The 15988-nt window shown below is 51.6% G+C and carries 17 protein-coding genes and 1 pseudogene; 3 read left to right on the top strand and 15 right to left on the bottom strand.

What is annotated here, in order from left to right; all coding sequences use genetic code 11:
• Window positions 1-2: 2 nt before the first annotated feature.
• The 6 genes from hcaC to ACT7DK_RS15175 form a co-directional block, all read right to left on the bottom strand.
• Entirely contained in the window at window positions 3-326 is a 324-nt protein-coding gene (gene hcaC / locus ACT7DK_RS15200) for a 3-phenylpropionate/cinnamic acid dioxygenase ferredoxin subunit (protein ID WP_445400602.1), read from the bottom strand.
• Complete coding sequence (gene hcaF, locus ACT7DK_RS15195) at window positions 326-853, bottom strand: 3-phenylpropionate/cinnamic acid dioxygenase subunit beta (RefSeq protein ID WP_445400600.1); 528 nt, start codon at window positions 851-853, stop codon at window positions 326-328. The genes hcaC and hcaF overlap by 1 nt, the downstream gene beginning before the upstream one ends.
• A complete protein-coding gene (gene hcaE, locus ACT7DK_RS15190; RefSeq protein ID WP_445400598.1) occupies window positions 853-2217 on the bottom strand; it encodes a 3-phenylpropionate/cinnamic acid dioxygenase subunit alpha in 1365 nt (454 codons plus the stop codon). The genes hcaF and hcaE overlap by 1 nt, the downstream gene beginning before the upstream one ends.
• A gap of 697 nt (window positions 2218-2914) precedes the next feature.
• Window positions 2915-3943 (bottom strand): methionine synthase, encoded by a 1029-nt coding sequence (locus ACT7DK_RS15185; protein WP_445400596.1) that lies wholly within the window; start codon window positions 3941-3943, stop codon window positions 2915-2917.
• 26 nt (window positions 3944-3969) lie between these two features.
• Window positions 3970-4953, bottom strand: coding sequence for a DUF1852 domain-containing protein (locus ACT7DK_RS15180; protein WP_445400594.1), 984 nt, complete (start codon window positions 4951-4953; stop codon window positions 3970-3972).
• Between the two features lie 555 nt (window positions 4954-5508).
• Entirely contained in the window at window positions 5509-6393 is an 885-nt protein-coding gene (locus tag ACT7DK_RS15175; protein WP_445400592.1) for a LysR family transcriptional regulator, read from the bottom strand.
• Window positions 6394-6546: 153 nt separating this feature from the next.
• Here ACT7DK_RS15175 and ACT7DK_RS15170 point away from each other — a divergent pair, with 153 nt between their 5' ends.
• Window positions 6547-7581 carry an IS630 family transposase gene (locus tag ACT7DK_RS15170; RefSeq protein ID WP_445398029.1) on the top strand — a complete coding sequence of 345 codons (1035 nt, stop codon included), beginning with the start codon at window positions 6547-6549 and terminating at the stop codon, window positions 7579-7581.
• A 51-nt stretch (window positions 7582-7632) separates the two neighbouring features.
• Here ACT7DK_RS15170 and ACT7DK_RS15165 read toward each other — a convergent pair.
• The 9 genes and pseudogenes from ACT7DK_RS15165 to srlA all read right to left on the bottom strand — a co-directional run.
• Window positions 7633-7949 (bottom strand): annotated as a pseudogene (locus tag ACT7DK_RS15165) (transposase); the annotation flags it as partial.
• Between the two features lie 568 nt (window positions 7950-8517).
• Complete coding sequence (locus tag ACT7DK_RS15160; RefSeq protein ID WP_445400590.1) at window positions 8518-9171, bottom strand: transaldolase family protein; 654 nt, start codon at window positions 9169-9171, stop codon at window positions 8518-8520.
• 13 nt (window positions 9172-9184) lie between these two features.
• A complete protein-coding gene (locus ACT7DK_RS15155; protein ID WP_445400588.1) occupies window positions 9185-10150 on the bottom strand; it encodes a KpsF/GutQ family sugar-phosphate isomerase in 966 nt (321 codons plus the stop codon).
• Between the two features lie 84 nt (window positions 10151-10234).
• Window positions 10235-10999 carry a glucitol operon DNA-binding transcriptional repressor SrlR gene (gene srlR, locus ACT7DK_RS15150; RefSeq protein ID WP_445400586.1) on the bottom strand — a complete coding sequence of 255 codons (765 nt, stop codon included), beginning with the start codon at window positions 10997-10999 and terminating at the stop codon, window positions 10235-10237.
• Window positions 11000-11078: 79 nt separating this feature from the next.
• Complete coding sequence (locus ACT7DK_RS15145) at window positions 11079-11438, bottom strand: transcriptional regulator GutM (protein WP_445400584.1); 360 nt, start codon at window positions 11436-11438, stop codon at window positions 11079-11081.
• Between the two features lie 89 nt (window positions 11439-11527).
• Window positions 11528-12304 carry a sorbitol-6-phosphate dehydrogenase gene (gene srlD, locus ACT7DK_RS15140; protein ID WP_445400582.1) on the bottom strand — a complete coding sequence of 259 codons (777 nt, stop codon included), beginning with the start codon at window positions 12302-12304 and terminating at the stop codon, window positions 11528-11530.
• Between the two features lie 78 nt (window positions 12305-12382).
• Entirely contained in the window at window positions 12383-12751 is a 369-nt protein-coding gene (locus ACT7DK_RS15135) for a PTS glucitol/sorbitol transporter subunit IIA (protein ID WP_445400580.1), read from the bottom strand.
• Window positions 12752-12770: 19 nt separating this feature from the next.
• A complete protein-coding gene (srlE, locus tag ACT7DK_RS15130; protein WP_445400578.1) occupies window positions 12771-13766 on the bottom strand; it encodes a PTS glucitol/sorbitol transporter subunit IIB in 996 nt (331 codons plus the stop codon).
• Window positions 13767-13788: 22 nt separating this feature from the next.
• Window positions 13789-14337 (bottom strand): PTS glucitol/sorbitol transporter subunit IIC, encoded by a 549-nt coding sequence (gene srlA / locus ACT7DK_RS15125; RefSeq protein ID WP_445400576.1) that lies wholly within the window; start codon window positions 14335-14337, stop codon window positions 13789-13791.
• Window positions 14338-14963: 626 nt separating this feature from the next.
• Between srlA and ACT7DK_RS15120 the strand changes: the two genes are divergently transcribed.
• The gene (locus ACT7DK_RS15120; RefSeq protein WP_445400573.1) at window positions 14964-15638 is read left to right on the top strand and encodes an AzlC family ABC transporter permease; all 675 of its coding nucleotides are present in this window, start codon (window positions 14964-14966) and stop codon (window positions 15636-15638) included.
• The gene (locus tag ACT7DK_RS15115; RefSeq protein ID WP_094039295.1) at window positions 15631-15960 is read left to right on the top strand and encodes a branched-chain amino acid transporter permease; all 330 of its coding nucleotides are present in this window, start codon (window positions 15631-15633) and stop codon (window positions 15958-15960) included. The genes ACT7DK_RS15120 and ACT7DK_RS15115 overlap by 8 nt, the downstream gene beginning before the upstream one ends.
• Window positions 15961-15988: the final 28 nt, after the last annotated feature.

The following is a 15988-nucleotide window of genomic DNA, read 5'->3' as shown; positions in this document are numbered from 1 at the left end:
GCTTACCCCGCCATTTCGATGTAGAGGGCATCGTCTTCGATCACCACCGGGAAGGTCTGGATCGGATCCGTGGCCGGCATGCACATCGCCTTGCCGGACTTCAGGCAGAAGCGGGCGGCATGCAGCGGGCACTCCACGGTGCCGTCGTCTTCCAGATAGCCTTCGGACATGGAGGCGTTGCCATGGCTGCAGCGGTCATTCATGGCGAAGAAGTTGCCTTGGGAGTTGAACACGGCCAGGGCATCGATCCCATTGATGCCGCAGTCCACCTTCAGGGCCTCGCCTTCTGCCAGCTCGTCGATGTTGCACACAAATATCTTGTTCATCAGAAAAACACGCTCAGGTTGTGGGAGGTATAGGTGGCCTGATCCAGGGTGATGTCACGCCGGCAGATCTTCCAGCCCAGCTCAGTATCGGCCTTGCGCACCCGGTCCGCCCGTTTGCCGACATAGATGGTGATGTCTTTTTCCTTTTGCGAACGGTACAGCAGGTAATTGGTGTCAACGCTGTACTCGCCGGCGGCATCCGTCGGTTCCACCCGGATATTGGTGATCAGGTGGCGGGTGCGCGAGGGCGGTTCCTCGGCCCAGGCCATGCCGGTTTCCAGCCGGGCGACACGGCGCTCCAGCAGGTGCTTGTCGTCGTTGAACACCCAGGTGGACGGCGGTTGCACGCTGCGCCGGCGGTCGCGGGTCTGGGCATTGACGGTGGTACGCAGGGTATAGGTGATGTCCTCGTCCAGCAGGTCCAGCCAGTCGCGAAAGCGCCAGTCATCGAGCAGTTGCGCCTCGAAGTACATGAATTGCGAGACTTCGTGGTAAAGCTCGAGGTTTACGGGGATTAACCGACTCATCACACCAGCTCCTTTTCAAATTTCTCGGTTGCCTTTTCGACGTCTGCCCATTGTTCATGCATCAGCAGATCCGCCCAGCGGCGGTACATGGCGCGGGCGGCGGTTTCGGAGAAGATGTAGTTGGTGATGCCGGGAATGCCATCCTTGCGCCGCTTCTCCTGGCCCAGGCCCATTTCGACGACAAGCTTGCTCTGGCGGGCCTTGTAGCCGCGCAGTACCTTCTGTATTTCCACCCAATTCTCGGAGTCGTCCTGCTCCAGGAATCCGGCCGGGCCGAAGGCGCGGGTGGCCGAGCGTTCGAAGGCTTCCTTCACCGCCTGGGGGGCGTCCTTGTCGCAGATGCAGAAGGCCCACACCTCGGTCTTGTTCGGTCCCCGCGGGTGCCAGATGCGCAGGGTGGCGGTGCCGTTGAGCCAGGACAGGGTCGGAAACATGGTGTTGTGGCCGGCCAGGCGCAGGGCGCGCACTTCACCGAGGCGCGCTTTCGCTTCTTCGTAGGTATCGCGGAAGTACTGGGCCACTTCTCCGTCCACCCAGACGTTGGCATCCGGTTTTTCGGTGAAGAAGAAACCGGAACCATGGCCCCGCTGGCCATACTGGATGGCGTCTTTCGCCGTTTCCCACACCGGGCGGGCGGTCTGGGCCGCGCCCAGTTTCTTGCTGCCTTCATCATCCGGCTGGGCGCCCAGCACCTGGATGGCGGAGGCGTGGGAGAACAGGGCGTGGTATTGGTCGGAGGCGAACTGCTCGGCGGCGAACTTCCAGTTGCACTCGATTTCCCATTTGTGGACGCCGCCGATGATCTCGGTGCCGCCTTCCCGGCGATCCAGTACGCCGTCCAGATACCAGGCGATGTCGCCCATGTATTCCTCGAGGGAAGGGGTTTCGTCGCTCCAGCAGCCGAAAATGAGTCCCTTGTAACTGGCGACGCGGTTCACCTCCAGCAGGCCCCATTGTTCCTTGCAGGCGCCCTGGGGATAGACCCTGTCTTCCAGCGGAATGTCTTTCAGGGCGCCATCCACCCCGTAGGACCAGCCGTGGTAGGGGCAGGTAAAGGCGCGGGTATTGCCGGAGTCCGCATGGCAGACCCGCATGGAGCGGTGCCGGCACTGGTTGAGCAAGGCCTTGATGCTGCCGTCTTTCTGCCGGGTGACGATAACGGGATCTTCGCCCATGTAGGTATTGAAGAAGTCGCCGGCCTTGGGGATCTGGCTCTCGTGACAGAGGAACAGCCAGCAGCGACCGAACACCCGCTCCAGCTCCAGTTCGTAGAGCTCGGGATCGGTGAAGATCAGCGGGGTGATACGGCCGTTCCTGGCATCCACCAGGGCGTCGATTTTGTCTGCATCAAATTTTCCATTCATGGGAATTCTCCTTTGGTCGCCGACACAGCAAGGAACTGGAAGTCGATAATTTGTGCAGATATTGGTTTTTTGTAATCGGTTAGTGAAATATTTATTTTCTTTTGATTAATAAGTTTTATGTCTTAATCACCGAGTGAGACAAGGTGGGCGTCAGGAGCGCTCCGGCTACTGACGAGGGCTACGGGGATTGCTTTTGTGTCCTCGTTACAGAGGGACATTCGGTTCAATAGGTTGTGGATCTTCGCCTGGGCGGAGAGCAGGGCGGAGAGCCTGGCATGAAATGGCGAGGTGGAAGGGAGTCCGCGGCGGAGAAATCCCCTTTGTCCTCCCTATCGCACCGCAACTGCCTGCGGACACGGCGCCGGGGCTGGAAAGAGGCGACAGGGATTGCCTCCGCCGACCGTCACCTGTCAGGGATGGCAGGTGCGAGCCTACAGGGATGTAAATACCTGTTCCGAATGGTAGATCACTACCGGCAGCGACTGGGTTTCGCTAAGCAGACCCTCAGCGCCAGGGATGGCGCGGCGGAGCCCCCAGGGACGGGTTTACGGCGTGTCTGCGTGCGGGACCCGGTCGAGCACTATTAGGATCAGTTATTTACTTGCGGCGTGTCGGCGGAGGTGGCCCTGTTGACTCTTTTCTTCGTTGTAACAGACAATAAAGAGCTAGCTGGTCGTTTTTTAAACTGATCGATGCTCTAGGCCGAGAGTTCTCTTCGGAGGATTTCTGCACCCGCACTTAAGGCATTGAGCTTGGCTCTTGCTACTCGACGAGACAAGGGGGCCATGCCACAGTTGGTACAAGGGTAAAGCTTGTCGGCATCTACGAACTCAAGTGCTTTTCGTAGGGTATTGGCGACTTCCTCTGGCGTCTCGATGGTGTTGGTTGCAACATCAATGGCCCCGACCATCACCTTTTTTCCTCGAATGAGTTCAAGCAGCTCGATTGGGACGCGGGAGTTGTGACATTCTAATGAGATAATGTCGATATTGGACTTTTGCAGTTTGGGGAAGACTTCTTCATATTGTCTCCACTCGGAACCCAGCGTCTTTTTCCAGTCCGTATTGGCTTTGATGCCATAGCCATAGCAAATATGTACGGCGGTTTCACATTTAAGGCCTTCAATTGCTCTTTCTAGAGCAGCAATCCCCCAGTCATTTACCTCATCAAAAAACACATTAAATGCAGGCTCATCAAACTGGATGATGTCAACGCCAGCCGCCTCTAATTCCTTGGCTTCCTGATTGAGTATTTTGGCGAATTCCCAGGCCAGCTTTTCGCGACTTTTATAATGATCATCATAAAGCGTGTCTATCATGGTCATGGGACCCGGCAGGGCCCATTTGATAGGTTGCCTGGTTTGCTGACGTAAAAACTTGGCATCTTCAACAAAAACCGGCTTCTGGCGGCTGACTGCACCAACGACCGTCGGTACACTCGCATCATAGCGATCACGAATTTTAACAGTCTTACGTTTCTCAAAATCAACACCGCTAAGGTGCTCAATAAACGTAGTCACAAAATGTTGGCGCGTTTGCTCGCCATCACTGACAATATCAATGCCTGCTTGTTGCTGCTCTTGCAACGACACACGCAAAGCATCGTGTTTACCCTCAATCAACTCCTCTTCTTGCAATTTCCAGGGTGACCAAAGTGTCTCAGGTTGTGCAAGCCAGGAAGGTTTGGGTAAACTGCCCGCAGTTGAAGTGGGTAATAATTTTTTCATGATAAATACCGTTATATTCTCGTTAATTATAAAGCGTAATTGGCAGACCATTGTTCAAGGATAGACTGGTATGGCTTGATGAAATTCTCCTCAGCAAGTTTTCCCTGCTTAATCGCTAACTGGCTGCGCTCTTCTCGATCATAAACAATTTGAGTTAATGAGTGATCCCGGTTCTTCAAATCCGGTTTGTAGCATTTTCCTGCTGCCGAGTTGGCGTTGTAAATCTCGGGTCGGTAAATTTTTTGAAAAGTTTCCATCGTGCTGATGGTGCTGATAAGCTCAAGATTGCTGTAATCATTAAGCAAATCACCAAAGAAGTAAAAGGCCAGAGGTGCAACGCTATTGGGTGGCATAAAATAGCGAACCTTCAACCCCATCTTCTTGAAGTACTGCTCAGTCAAGGATGATTCATTGGGCAGGTACTCAACACCCAATATGGGGTGATGGTTCTCAGTTTGATGATAGGTCTTGTTATCGGAAACACTGAGGCATATCACAGGCAGTTTAGTGAAGTTCTGCTTGTAGGCATCCGAATTCACAAAACATTTAAAAAGTTTGCCGTGCAGATCGCCAAAGTTTTCCGGAATGCTGAAGCCGGGCTTATCCTTGTTATGCTCCAACAGCAGCACGCTGAAGTCATAATCCCGCACGTACGAGGAAAAATTATTACCTACAATGCCCTCAATGCGTTTCTTGGTTTTGTGATCGACGATATTCGTCTTCAATATTTCGATAGTAGGGAAACTTTGGCCATTACCTTCGTGATCAATATCCATGTCAACGGAAATGATTTCAAGTTCAACTGAATAGCGATCCGCTTTCGGATTATCCCAGTTAGCCAAGGAGTTAAATTGATTGTTAATCATCGTTAAGGCGTTACGCAAGTTTTCCTGGCGGCTCTCTCCTCTGGCCAGGTTAGCAAAGTTGGTGGTAATACGCGTACTGTCAGAGGGCTGATAGTTTTCATCGAAAGCAACGCTGTTGATGGTAAATTTAAATTCGTTATTCATAATGTCCTGGCACCCCATTTCCCGCACTAAAATCTGAATCTGTTTATTGCTCTTTCTGGGCTTGATGATTGTCTTTTGTCTGGAAGTCCAGATGTCTAGAGCTGAGCATGGCTATGTTATACAGGGGGCATTACATGATCAAAAGTGATTTTATCTCATGAATAGATGCAAATTTTTCATGATTTCTGATAAACCTACGCCCACCAGAGCAAGCGGTATGCCGGGTTCACGGGCGCAGCTGCGTCGAGCAATGTCGGCGATGTCTGTAAACCTTGGGTCAGCTAAATAACTGATCCTAATAGTGCTACATCGACCGGGCCCCGCACGCAGACACGCCGTGAACCCATCCCTGGGGGCTCCGCCGCGCCATCCCTGGCGCGGAGGGTCTGCTTAGCGGAACCCGGTCGTTGTCGACAGTGATCTACTATTCGGAACAGCTATTTAGGTGTGTAACGAGCAGGACACGGCCGCCCGTTACTGATGTTGCAACACCTGACGGGGGCGGCGGCTGTATGATTTAAGAGAGGAGGGAGTTTGAATGAAAAAGCAGCGTGATCATCTGACCTGCTGAGCCTGAGCAATGAAATCACTCAGGTAGTTAACCTGTTCTTCGCCTTTTCGTATTCCCAAAAAGATCTGTTTTCTAATCCCATGTTTACCGAACCGGAGGCTTTTAATAGCCATTGTTTTGGCGAATTCATCCACTAACCAGCCAGGCAATGCACAGACGCCTCTGCCTGCTGCCACCATTTGCAACATGATTTCCGTCGTTTCGATAGTCTTGTGTTTTTTGACCGTGCATTTTGCGGGATTTAAAAACTGACTGTAAATATCCAGTCGCTCAGGCTCTACCGGGTAGCTAAATAACACTTCTTCACTCAGCTGTTCAGGCATGATCGAGTCTTGCATGGCAAGGTGGTGAGCTGCCGAAACGACGAGTCTATGTTCATAGTCAAATACCGGTATAAAGGTCACCTTTGGTGTATACAAGGGATCAGGCGTGACGAGGATATCTATCTCGTAGCTGTGCAGGGCGCCCAGACCACCGAACTGAAATTCCTGCTTCACGTCAATGTCAACGTTTGGCCACTTTTCAAGATAAGGTTCAATCACTTTTAACAGCCATTGATAGCAAGGGTGGCATTCCATGCCGATGCGCAGTGAACCCATTTCGCCAGTCGCTATCTGACGCAATAGATGTTCAGTGTGTTTAAATTGCGGTAATACCCGATTGGCAAGAGTCAAGATTCGTTCACCCGCATCGGTAAGGCGCAAGTTTCTACCTTCTTTTTGCCAAACGGGTGTTTTGATCTGGCCTTCTAATTTTTTGATGCTGTGACTCAATGCAGACTGGGATAAATTTAACGATTCAGCCGCCTGGGTTAAGGTTCCTTGCTCTTTTATGGCTGCCAGTACTTCAAGGTGAAACCGCTCCAGCATAACTTGACTCCGGGATTTAGTACTTAATATTATGAATATAATTCATGATTTATTGAAAATACACCATTGTTTTCATTGTTTAAATGCCGCCAATGCACGCCAGGATGTCTAGCTATTAACCCGGCGGCAGTTTAGAGCTGATATACTGTGCGAATGAAAACAGATGCACGCAAGCTCACCACCGAGCAACAAGAGCTGCTGAGGCAGCAGGCCATCCGACTTCGACTGGAAAATAAGACCTTCCGCGAGATCGGCCGATTACTGAATGTTCATCCGGATACCGTGGGCCGTTGGTTCAAGCGCTACGAGGCCGGCGGCAAAGCGGCTCTCGCCGTCCAGAAACGGGGTCCAAAAAACAAGCCCGGCCGCCTGAACGCCGTGCAACAGCAGAAGGTGATCGAGGCTATCCGCGACCATATGCCCGATCAGTACAAGCTGGGGTTTGCCCTGTGGACCCGGCGCTCCATTGCTGAACTGATCAAGCAATTTTGGGGCATCCACATTCCGGTTCGCACCATGGGGGACTACCTCAAGCGCTGGGGATTTACACCCCAGAAGCCCTTGAAAAAGGCATGGGAGCAGAGCCCGGCTCGTGTCGAAGCCTGGCTGAACGAGGAGTATCCACGTATCAAGGCCCGTGCCAAGGCTGAAAAGGCCCAGATCTTCTGGGGCGACGAAACCGGCATCAAGAACACGGTCCAACATGGGCGCAGCTATGCCCCGGTTGGCAAGACGCCGGTACAAGCCCTGCCGGCCAAGCGGGTTTCCCTGAACATGGTGTCGGCCATCACCAACCAAGGTACGGTCCGCTTCATGCTGTATGAATCCACCATGACGGCAGACGTGTTGATCAAGTTCATGCGCGGGCTGATTGCCTCCACCCCGGGAAAAGTATTTCTGATCCTGGATAACCTGCGGGTTCATCATGCCAAAAAGGTCAAACGCTGGCTGGAAAAAGGGACGGTAAAGCGTTTTCTGGAGGTCTTTTTCCTGCCCGCCTACTCACCGGAACTGAATCCGGATGAGTATCTCAATGGTGACCTGAAAGGCATGGTGCACAGTGGGCCGGCGATTCGCAGTGTGGAAGAGCTCAAGAAGCGAACCCGCTCCTCTATGCGGAAGTTGCAGCGCAGGTCGGAGCGGGTGAAAAGTTACTTCCGATCGGAGCACATCGCTTATGCGGCATAATCGATGTATTTTGCCGCCGGGTTAATATCTAAATAACAGCTCCTAATAGTGCTACATTCTGGCTATTTCGTAACCACTTCCGGAAAAGGGCGAAATCGTATCCATGAAGTGCCTGACCCGTTGGAGAAGAGATCAGATGCTACGGCGTTGATGGTTACGGATAACCGTCTCGTGCAGCTTGTGCCAGAGCAGTTCTATCTTGTTGATCCAAGGTGAGTAAACCGGCTGGAAAAGTAAGGTGAACTTGGGGTTCTTTGCCAGCCACTACAAGGCCTGTCCTGGCGGCTCTTGTGGATCACATGGTTATCCAGGATCAGTGTGATCTGCCGAGCCCGGAGATAGCGCCGCCGTAAGGCCTCCAGCAGTGAGGTGGGCAGGGAAAAATTCCAGCGATTGATTTCAATAGCTAAAGAACTCGGTTACCAGCAACTGCGCTGGTAACCCAAGCCTTGTGGTGACATCTGGATAAGCATCTGAAGCAGCATGATAATGTTACGGATAGGAAGAGAGGGTGGCAGTTGAACCAGCAGCCTAGGGTCGAGCGCGAAGCTCCGGTCAGCTCCTGTATTTTCTCAAGGGTGTATCGTTCGTGGCGCAACAACACCGCCATGACTCGCCGAGCATGCTGTTTGTCTGACGTAGTCTGAATGATTTTGTGCATCCGGCGTCGCTCAGGACGTGGTAGAGGTGGTAAGATCGGCATGAACTCAGTCCTTTGGGTGTTGAGTTGGTTTTGTTTGGCGACTGATCAAATTGCACAAACTGGACTGAGTTCCCTGCCTCCACTGATCTACTATTCGGAATAGCTATTTAGTGACCGGAATTTCTTGTATGTTTGTTTAATATAGTGTGAGTTTTAATCTGGAATTAATCCTATAATTCCTCGTGGTTCCATAGCTGACAATAATGAAACATGCTCATCATCGTCCGTTATTTTTATGGTTGAAAGGCGGTGACCCAATCATTTTTAAAGTTTTCTATCGCTTCAGTGACGGCTGGAAGCGTTATCATTTGCGATAAAACATCAACGGGTAAAGTAACTGAAGAACAGCCAGTCAGCAGGCAATCAAGCGCTTGTCGTGGTGTTTTAAAAGAGGCTGCTATTATGTTGCAATTTACCTGATGTACAGTGATTAGCTCTTGTAATTCTCTAACCATCGTGATGCCACTGCCGCCTTGTACATCGACCCTGTTGACGTAGGGAGCAATATATTCTGCACCAGCCAATGCGGCCATGATCCCTTGCATAGGAGTATAAACTGCTGTGCCCAGTGTGCTTACTCCCATTTTATTGAGTTTTCTTATTGCCATTAGGCCTTGCTCTGTAACGGGTATTTTAACAATTAGATGCTCATCTAGTCGGTTGAGGTCAATGGCTTCCTTAAGTATTGTTTCATTATCGTCAGATAGTGTTTGGGCAAAAAGTTGTGCATCGCTTCCGATGATGTTTCGTAACGCAGGGAGTAGGGTGTCTAGTTTAACCCTGGACTTGGCAATGATGCTAGGGTTGGTGGTGACCCCTGAAAGGGGGACAGAATTCCACCATCTTTCTACCGATTTAATATCTGCAGTATCAAGGAATATGTTCATGATTTTTTCTAACTTAATTAATTCCAGATTTATATATCTGATGTGTGGTTAACACGGCCATAAGGCGCTCTTCACTATCAACTATAGGTATGGCATTTATATCCTTGCTGTGCATTAACTCAAGTGTTGAATATGCCAGCTCATCAGCTGTCGCTACGATAGGAGTACGGGTCATCAGCTCACCGACCTTAACTGTGAGATCGGTTGATTTTTCGAGTGTTCTACGTAAGTCACCATCGGTAAAAACGCCAAGGACTTTATCGTCATCGTCACAGATCACGGCAAGGCCGTATCCTGTTCTACTGAGACAAAAGATTACTTCACTGAGCGTTTCATCCGGGTAGCAGACGGGGGGTTGAACATGTTGCTCAATAAGATCCATGTTCTTGAAAATCAGGCGAGCACCCAAGCTGCCACCCGGATGAGAAAACGCATAATCGGTGGAGTTGAAGTCCCGAAGATGCATTACTGATATGGCCAGGGCATCACCCATCATTAGTGTGTTAACGGCACTTGATGTTGGTGCCAGGCCCAACGGGCAGGCTTCATTTTCAACTCCCGTATCAATAATGAAGTCAACCTGGTCGGCCAAGAATGACGATCTGTTTCCTGTGAAGCCAATGGTTTTCAATTTCTTGCGCTTGAATAGTGGTAGCATGAGCTTGAACTCAGTGGCTTCACCAGAGTTTGAAATTAAAATAACTAAATCTTCACTGTCAACCATACCCAAATCGCCATGCAGCGCTTCGGCGGGATGAATAAAAAATGCCGGTGTTCCTGTTGAAGCAAAAGTGGCAGCTATTTTTTTTCCTATGTGTCCAGATTTTCCTATTCCGGTAACGATTACTTTACCTTTGCACTGTTGTAGCGCCAAACAAGCCTCAACGAAGTCATCACTAATTCTTTCCAATAGTCTTGAGGCTTCATTTAATTCTATTTTTAATGTATCTATGGCAGTCTTTTTTATTTTCTCATACATAATGGTAATCTCGATGTATGTTCTATTTGTTACGATGATTAACTTCTCATCATATGGATTGTGCTAGATGGCATTAAGAGGTTGCTATACGATAATTATTTCTATTCCTTTCTTTTCCAAGGTAATTCGGTCACTGCTTTTTATCCCTGAGTCGGTGATAAGAACATCAATTTTTTCGATAGGGACAACAACGTTGGGTGTTTTTCGACCAAATTTACTTGAGTCTGTTATAACGATAATATGTCTGGCCGATTGACACATAGCTTGACTGACTTGATATGCTTCATTAAAAGTGGTAGTCCCTTGGTCGACGTCGAATCCATCTGCGCCGATAAATAGTTTGTCGAAAGTAAACTTACTGAAGGCTTCTTCTGCCAGGTTACCGTGAAAGGACGCCGAGTGTTTCCTGAAATTACCGCCAGGCATCAATAGATTGATGTTGCTTCCTAGGCTGGCCACTTCGTTCATGATATGCAAGCTATTGGTCATGACGGTGAGCGCGACCTTGTCAATCAACCAGGGAACCATTTGCAGCGTTGTGCTACCGTTATCCAGGATTATGGACTCACCATCATTGACGAGATCAGCAGCAACTTTCCCCAACTGCTGTTTAATGCTGAGGTTAAAGGATGTCTTTTCATCCATGGTCCTGTCTTCAGTCGTCGGCGTAACTTGCGCTTCCGCACCACCATAGCGTCGTATGACAAGATTTGCTTTTTCCAGTTCACGCAGGTCTGTTCGAACGGTCGCACCGGTGATGTTGAAGTGCCCAGCCAGTTCATTGACCGACGTTTTTCCGTGCTGACGCAGATAGTGAACCAACTGCTCTCGACGCTGCTCAACAGACATGCCTGACTCTCTGTGTGAAGGTATCTAATCTAACAATGTACCTTTTAATTTTTTAAAATGAAAATAAATTGATGGTTTTTCACTTTTTTTGTGAAAGAGCACACGCTAATGCTTCACGCTCAGCCTCGTTCAAGCCGCCAACCCCCTCGACAGAGAGGGGGAGCTGCATGTTAAGCAATGTAGAGATCTGTTTGGGTCTTGAAAAGATACTGATACCTTTCATGACCCGGGCATCCACGATCACACCGTTTTCATCATGGGCCAGTACTATGATGGTGCGAGGACGCCAGCGTGAGGCGGTACGTCCAATTTTCACCTTACCTTTGGTGGCAATGTCCTGCAGCATGCGGTTGAACGCCCTCACTTGCAAGAAACCCATCAGTATTTGCAGGCCCCAGGCGATCAGGGCGATAACAATCAACAGGCTGGTCTGGCTCATTTTTTAATCTTCTCCCGCAGGATAGTCTCTCTTGGCACTATCCTGCATCTGGACGATGAATAATGGCGACAGGTTCTTGATACTGTCGGTCAGAACATCACCTGTCCACCGGTAATATTGATTGACTGCCCGGTACAGTATCCGGCCTCGTCGCTGGCATAAAATTTCAAAACGTTCAGTACGTCCTGATAATCGCAGCCACGTTTCAAGGGCACCTTGTCGATGTACAGCTGTTCAACCTCATCCTCGTTTACCCCCAACTTGGCGGCATATTGTGGGATAAGAGACTGGAACATCGGGCTTTTCAGCAGGTTGCCCAGCATGAGTGAGTGCACGGTGATGTTATGCTCGGCCAAATCCAGTGCCAGTGACTGGGTCAGGCCGACACCACCAAATTTGGCGGCAGAATAGCCGGAGTTGTGCTTTGAACCGACTTTGCCCGACTTGGAGTTGATTTGAATGATTCGCCCCTGGTTCTGACGGATCATGATACGAGACACCGATCTGGCACAGAGAAAGTAACCGGTCAGGTTCACTTCAATCGAGCGCTGCCATGCATCCAGCGGGAATGCGTCTATTTTGGCAGCCTGAGCGATACCGGCGTTATAGACCATCACGTCGATACGACCGAAATGGGCATCAACGGCGGTGGACATTTGCTCAACAGATTGCTCATTGGTGGCATCTACCTGAAGAGCCAGTACCTGATCGTGTCCGACCTGTTCCGCTATTTCCGCTGCCGTCTGGCGTGCGCCTTCCAGGTCCAGATCTGCGACTACCACACGGTAACCATCACTGGCCAGTCCTACGCTCAGAAAGGCGCCTAGGTTTTTGGCACCACCAACTATTAATGCAACTTTTGACATGCTAGTCTCCTGGATTGCGGTACGGCACCCTCCTCTGCGCCGAGCGGCCAAACTCAATGGGGCAGAGGGGGAGGCCTTTTATTTTTTCAGTTTGAAAGTAATCTCTGCACCTACTCCCAGTTCGACTGGGCATTCACCTCGCACATGCACTGTGCCTGGGTATTCCGGTTCTGCTGCGCCATCGAAGCGGATGGTGATATGGCCCAGCTGTCCCAGATTCTGGTTGGCCAGGTTGCCTACCGCAGTGACGGGATAGCTTTTCTGCCCCAGCAGCACTTCACACTGCACCGTTATGTCGCCGGTCAACTCCGCATCTGGGTGGATAAAGCAATAGTCGGCTACATCTGCAGGCGCATTGTCGTTAAACAGAATCATCATGTTCTCTTCCAGCGCTTCAGCTGCGCTGTCACCGACTTTGGTTACTTTAGTACTGTATAAGATTTTCATTGGTAACTCCTTGAATCTATTACTGATAGATAAAGAAAGAAACAAACCAGGCAATCAGGACTGTAGGTGCCCCGGTCAGGAAACGCGAGTATAAAACTGAGGGAACACCAACCTGTACGGTTTCCGGCTTGGCTTCCGCGAGGCTCAGACCAACCGGGATAAAGTCACAGGCGGCCTGTGAGTTAATCGCGAACAGAGCGGGAAGCGCAAGGTGAGGCGGAATATTGCCAAGGCCGATTTGTGTGCCCACCAGCACCCCGATAACCTGTGCAATAACCGCACCTGGACCAAGGAATGGCGACAGGAAGGGGAAAGAACAGATCAGGGCCAGGGTGATCAGGCCAATGGGGCTCTGAGCCAATGGGATCAGGGCATGGGCTATCACATCACCGATCCCGGATGCCAAGATGACGCCAATCAGCATGGACACAAATGCCATGAACGGCAGAATGGACTTCATTACCGTATCGATGGTGTCGCGACCGGCCTGGAAAAAGGTAGACATGACCGAGCCCATTCCCATGCCTATGCGGGCCAGCAGGCTGTCGCTTTGTTCAGTCAGCTTTTTGCTGGCGTCATATTGTTTTTGCTGAGTTGCATCGGTGGGGCGCTCGGCGACCGGTGCTACCCTTGCGGTCGGTATATCACCCGCTTGCTGTAGCTGGATATTGCCAGGCTGAACACCGGACACATAGATGTCCTCAACGATATACTGGGCAAGCGGGCCACTCTGCCCCGTTGAGTGAATATTGATGGTTGGAATGCGTTTTTTGGGGTAAATACCGCAGCGCAGGGTGCCGCCGCAGTCGATAACTATTACACCGATATCTTCATCCGATACCGATGTCTTGAAGCCGTCCACGGCTTCCATGCCACTGAGTTGTGCCATGTGCTGGACGATGTCCGGACGGGTACCCGCCGTGATGTACACAATTTTTTTACTGGTATCTACCGGTACAGTCAGCGGGCCGCCCCAGCCACCGGGTCCTTTCGTGATATACAGAGATTGGCTCATGATGATTGCTCCTGACTGATCCTTAGTTCACATGCACATGGGTGCTGAGTCGAGTATTCTGCTGCTTTTCAACCATGGCAGTGGTGAAATCGGTAATCCATCCGCGGAAGAAGTTGGTAAACATACCAACAAGTAGATAGCTCACCGCCAGCGGAGCCAGGGGAAGACCCAGTTGAGTGAGTCCATTGGCGATACCTAGATAAACGAACAGCTCACCGGGGTTAACATGTGGGAACATGCCGTTCATGGAGTGGCAGCTGTATGACGCCGAAGCATAGTAAGAAGGTTTGTATTTTTCGGGTAAGAACCGGCCGAGACTGAGTGTCATCGGGTTCATGAACACGAAGGTGCCCACGACCGGCAAGACCAGGTAACGTGATACGGGGTTACCTGCGCTCTTTTGAGCCAGTCGTTCAACCCTGTCTTGGCCGATAAACCGGATCAAGGCATTCATTGCGATCATCAGTGATATCAATAGAGGCAAGATGCCGGTCACCATGCCGACGAACACCTCTCCTCCCTTCTGGAATAGTCCGATGAACCATTCCGCTCCATGAATAATAAAATCCATGATTAGCTCCTACGTTGACTCCATGACGTTAAATGTCTCGCATCTACTGATGGCTGAGACACTGTATCCAGATACCTGCGGTATCCTTCCAGAGGCGGTTGCATGTCTGGAGAGCTTATATTTTCACAATGGTTTTTTTAATCCAGTCTTTTGCTTTCATATTGTGACGCATTTATCGTATTTTTTCTTTCATATTGAATTTTCATTTCATTTATTTTGAAAATTTAATTGTTTGTTTTTTTCTGTTTTTTATTTTTTTTGCAATAAAATCAATTTATTATTGCTTGTTGCCCTTCTCTTTTTATCTTGAAAGTGGATTCGCGCTCCCCAGCAGAGTGACACCAGGAAAACAGCAGCAGGGTGTCCGTCAGCCGCTCCTGGCCGTCGGTCATGGGGTGGCGCGGGCGAAAGGCGGCCCGCCACCAGCGCACGGGCTCAGCTCCGCCATGTCTTCATACCGGTCAGGGTCGGGTTATGTGGTTGTTGCGCCGAATAAAAGCCGCTCGCCTAATAATGTTCCGTTTGGAGCCTTAAGGAAAATCGCCTGCCTGGTGGCGTTAATACCTTGCTAATGCAGGGTGAATCCCTTAATTTTTAATGTTTTATAAGGTATTGGGGCGAGAGTCATGGATACGTGGCGCGGCGTGGTGCCGCTTACCCTGCCGGTGATGATGGGCTATTTGCCCCTGGGGGCGGTGTTCGGGGTGCTGTGGGTGGATGCGGGCCTGAGCTGGTACTGGGCGCCGCTGATGAGCGTGCTGGTCTATGCGGGCGCCCTGCAATACCTGGCGGTGGGCATGCTGGCGGCGGGCATCGGCTGGATCGATCTGGCGGTGGCGGCGCTGCTGGTGAACTTCCGCCACCTGTTCTACGGCCTGTCGCTCTATCACCTGTTGCCCAAGGGCGCCCTCGGCCGCCCGTACTTTATCTTCGGCATCACCGACGAAACCTATTCCCTGCTCAGCGCCTCCGGCCAGGTGAAGGACAGCAAGACCGCCCTGCTGGTGACGCTGTTCAACCAGGGCTACTGGGTGCTGGGCACCCTGGCGGGCATACTGCTGGCGCGGGGCCTGCCCCCCGGCCTGCAGGGCCTGGACTTCGCCCTCACCGCCCTGTTCACCGTGCTGGCAGTGGAGCAGATCCGCGCCAAAAAGGACTGGGGCGCCGTGGCCCTGGGGCTGTTGGCCGCGGCCGTGGCCGGCACCTGGGTCAGTGAGTACTTCCTGCTGGCGGCCTCGCTGATGCTGGTGCTGGTGTTGCTGGCCTGGCCGGAAGCGAAGCGGGAGGCGGCCCATGTCTGAACTCGACTACCTGCTGGCGGCGCTGATCATGGGGGCGGTCACCTTCGGCCTGCGCGCCTTCCCCTTCGTGGCCCGGGGGGTGATCGCCCACCACAGGCGCATCCAGGTGCTGGGCCGGCGGCTGCCGGTGGCCATGATGGTGTTGCTCACCCTCTATGCCATGGGCGTGCACCAGTGGAGCGCACCCGCCGACGGCAGCCATCAGCTGCTGGCGGTGGCGGTGGTGGCGGCGCTGCAGCTGTGGCGCCGGCAGGCGCTGCTCAGCATCCTCGCCGGCACCCTGGTCTACATGGCGCTGATGAACGGCTGGCTGGGGCTCTGATCCCGGCCCGTCATCGGCTATAATCCGG

The organism is Zobellella sp. An-6 (assembly GCF_052487945.1).
The sequence above is the reverse complement of the archived record's forward strand: the minus strand, read 5'-3'. Positions and strand labels throughout refer to the sequence as shown.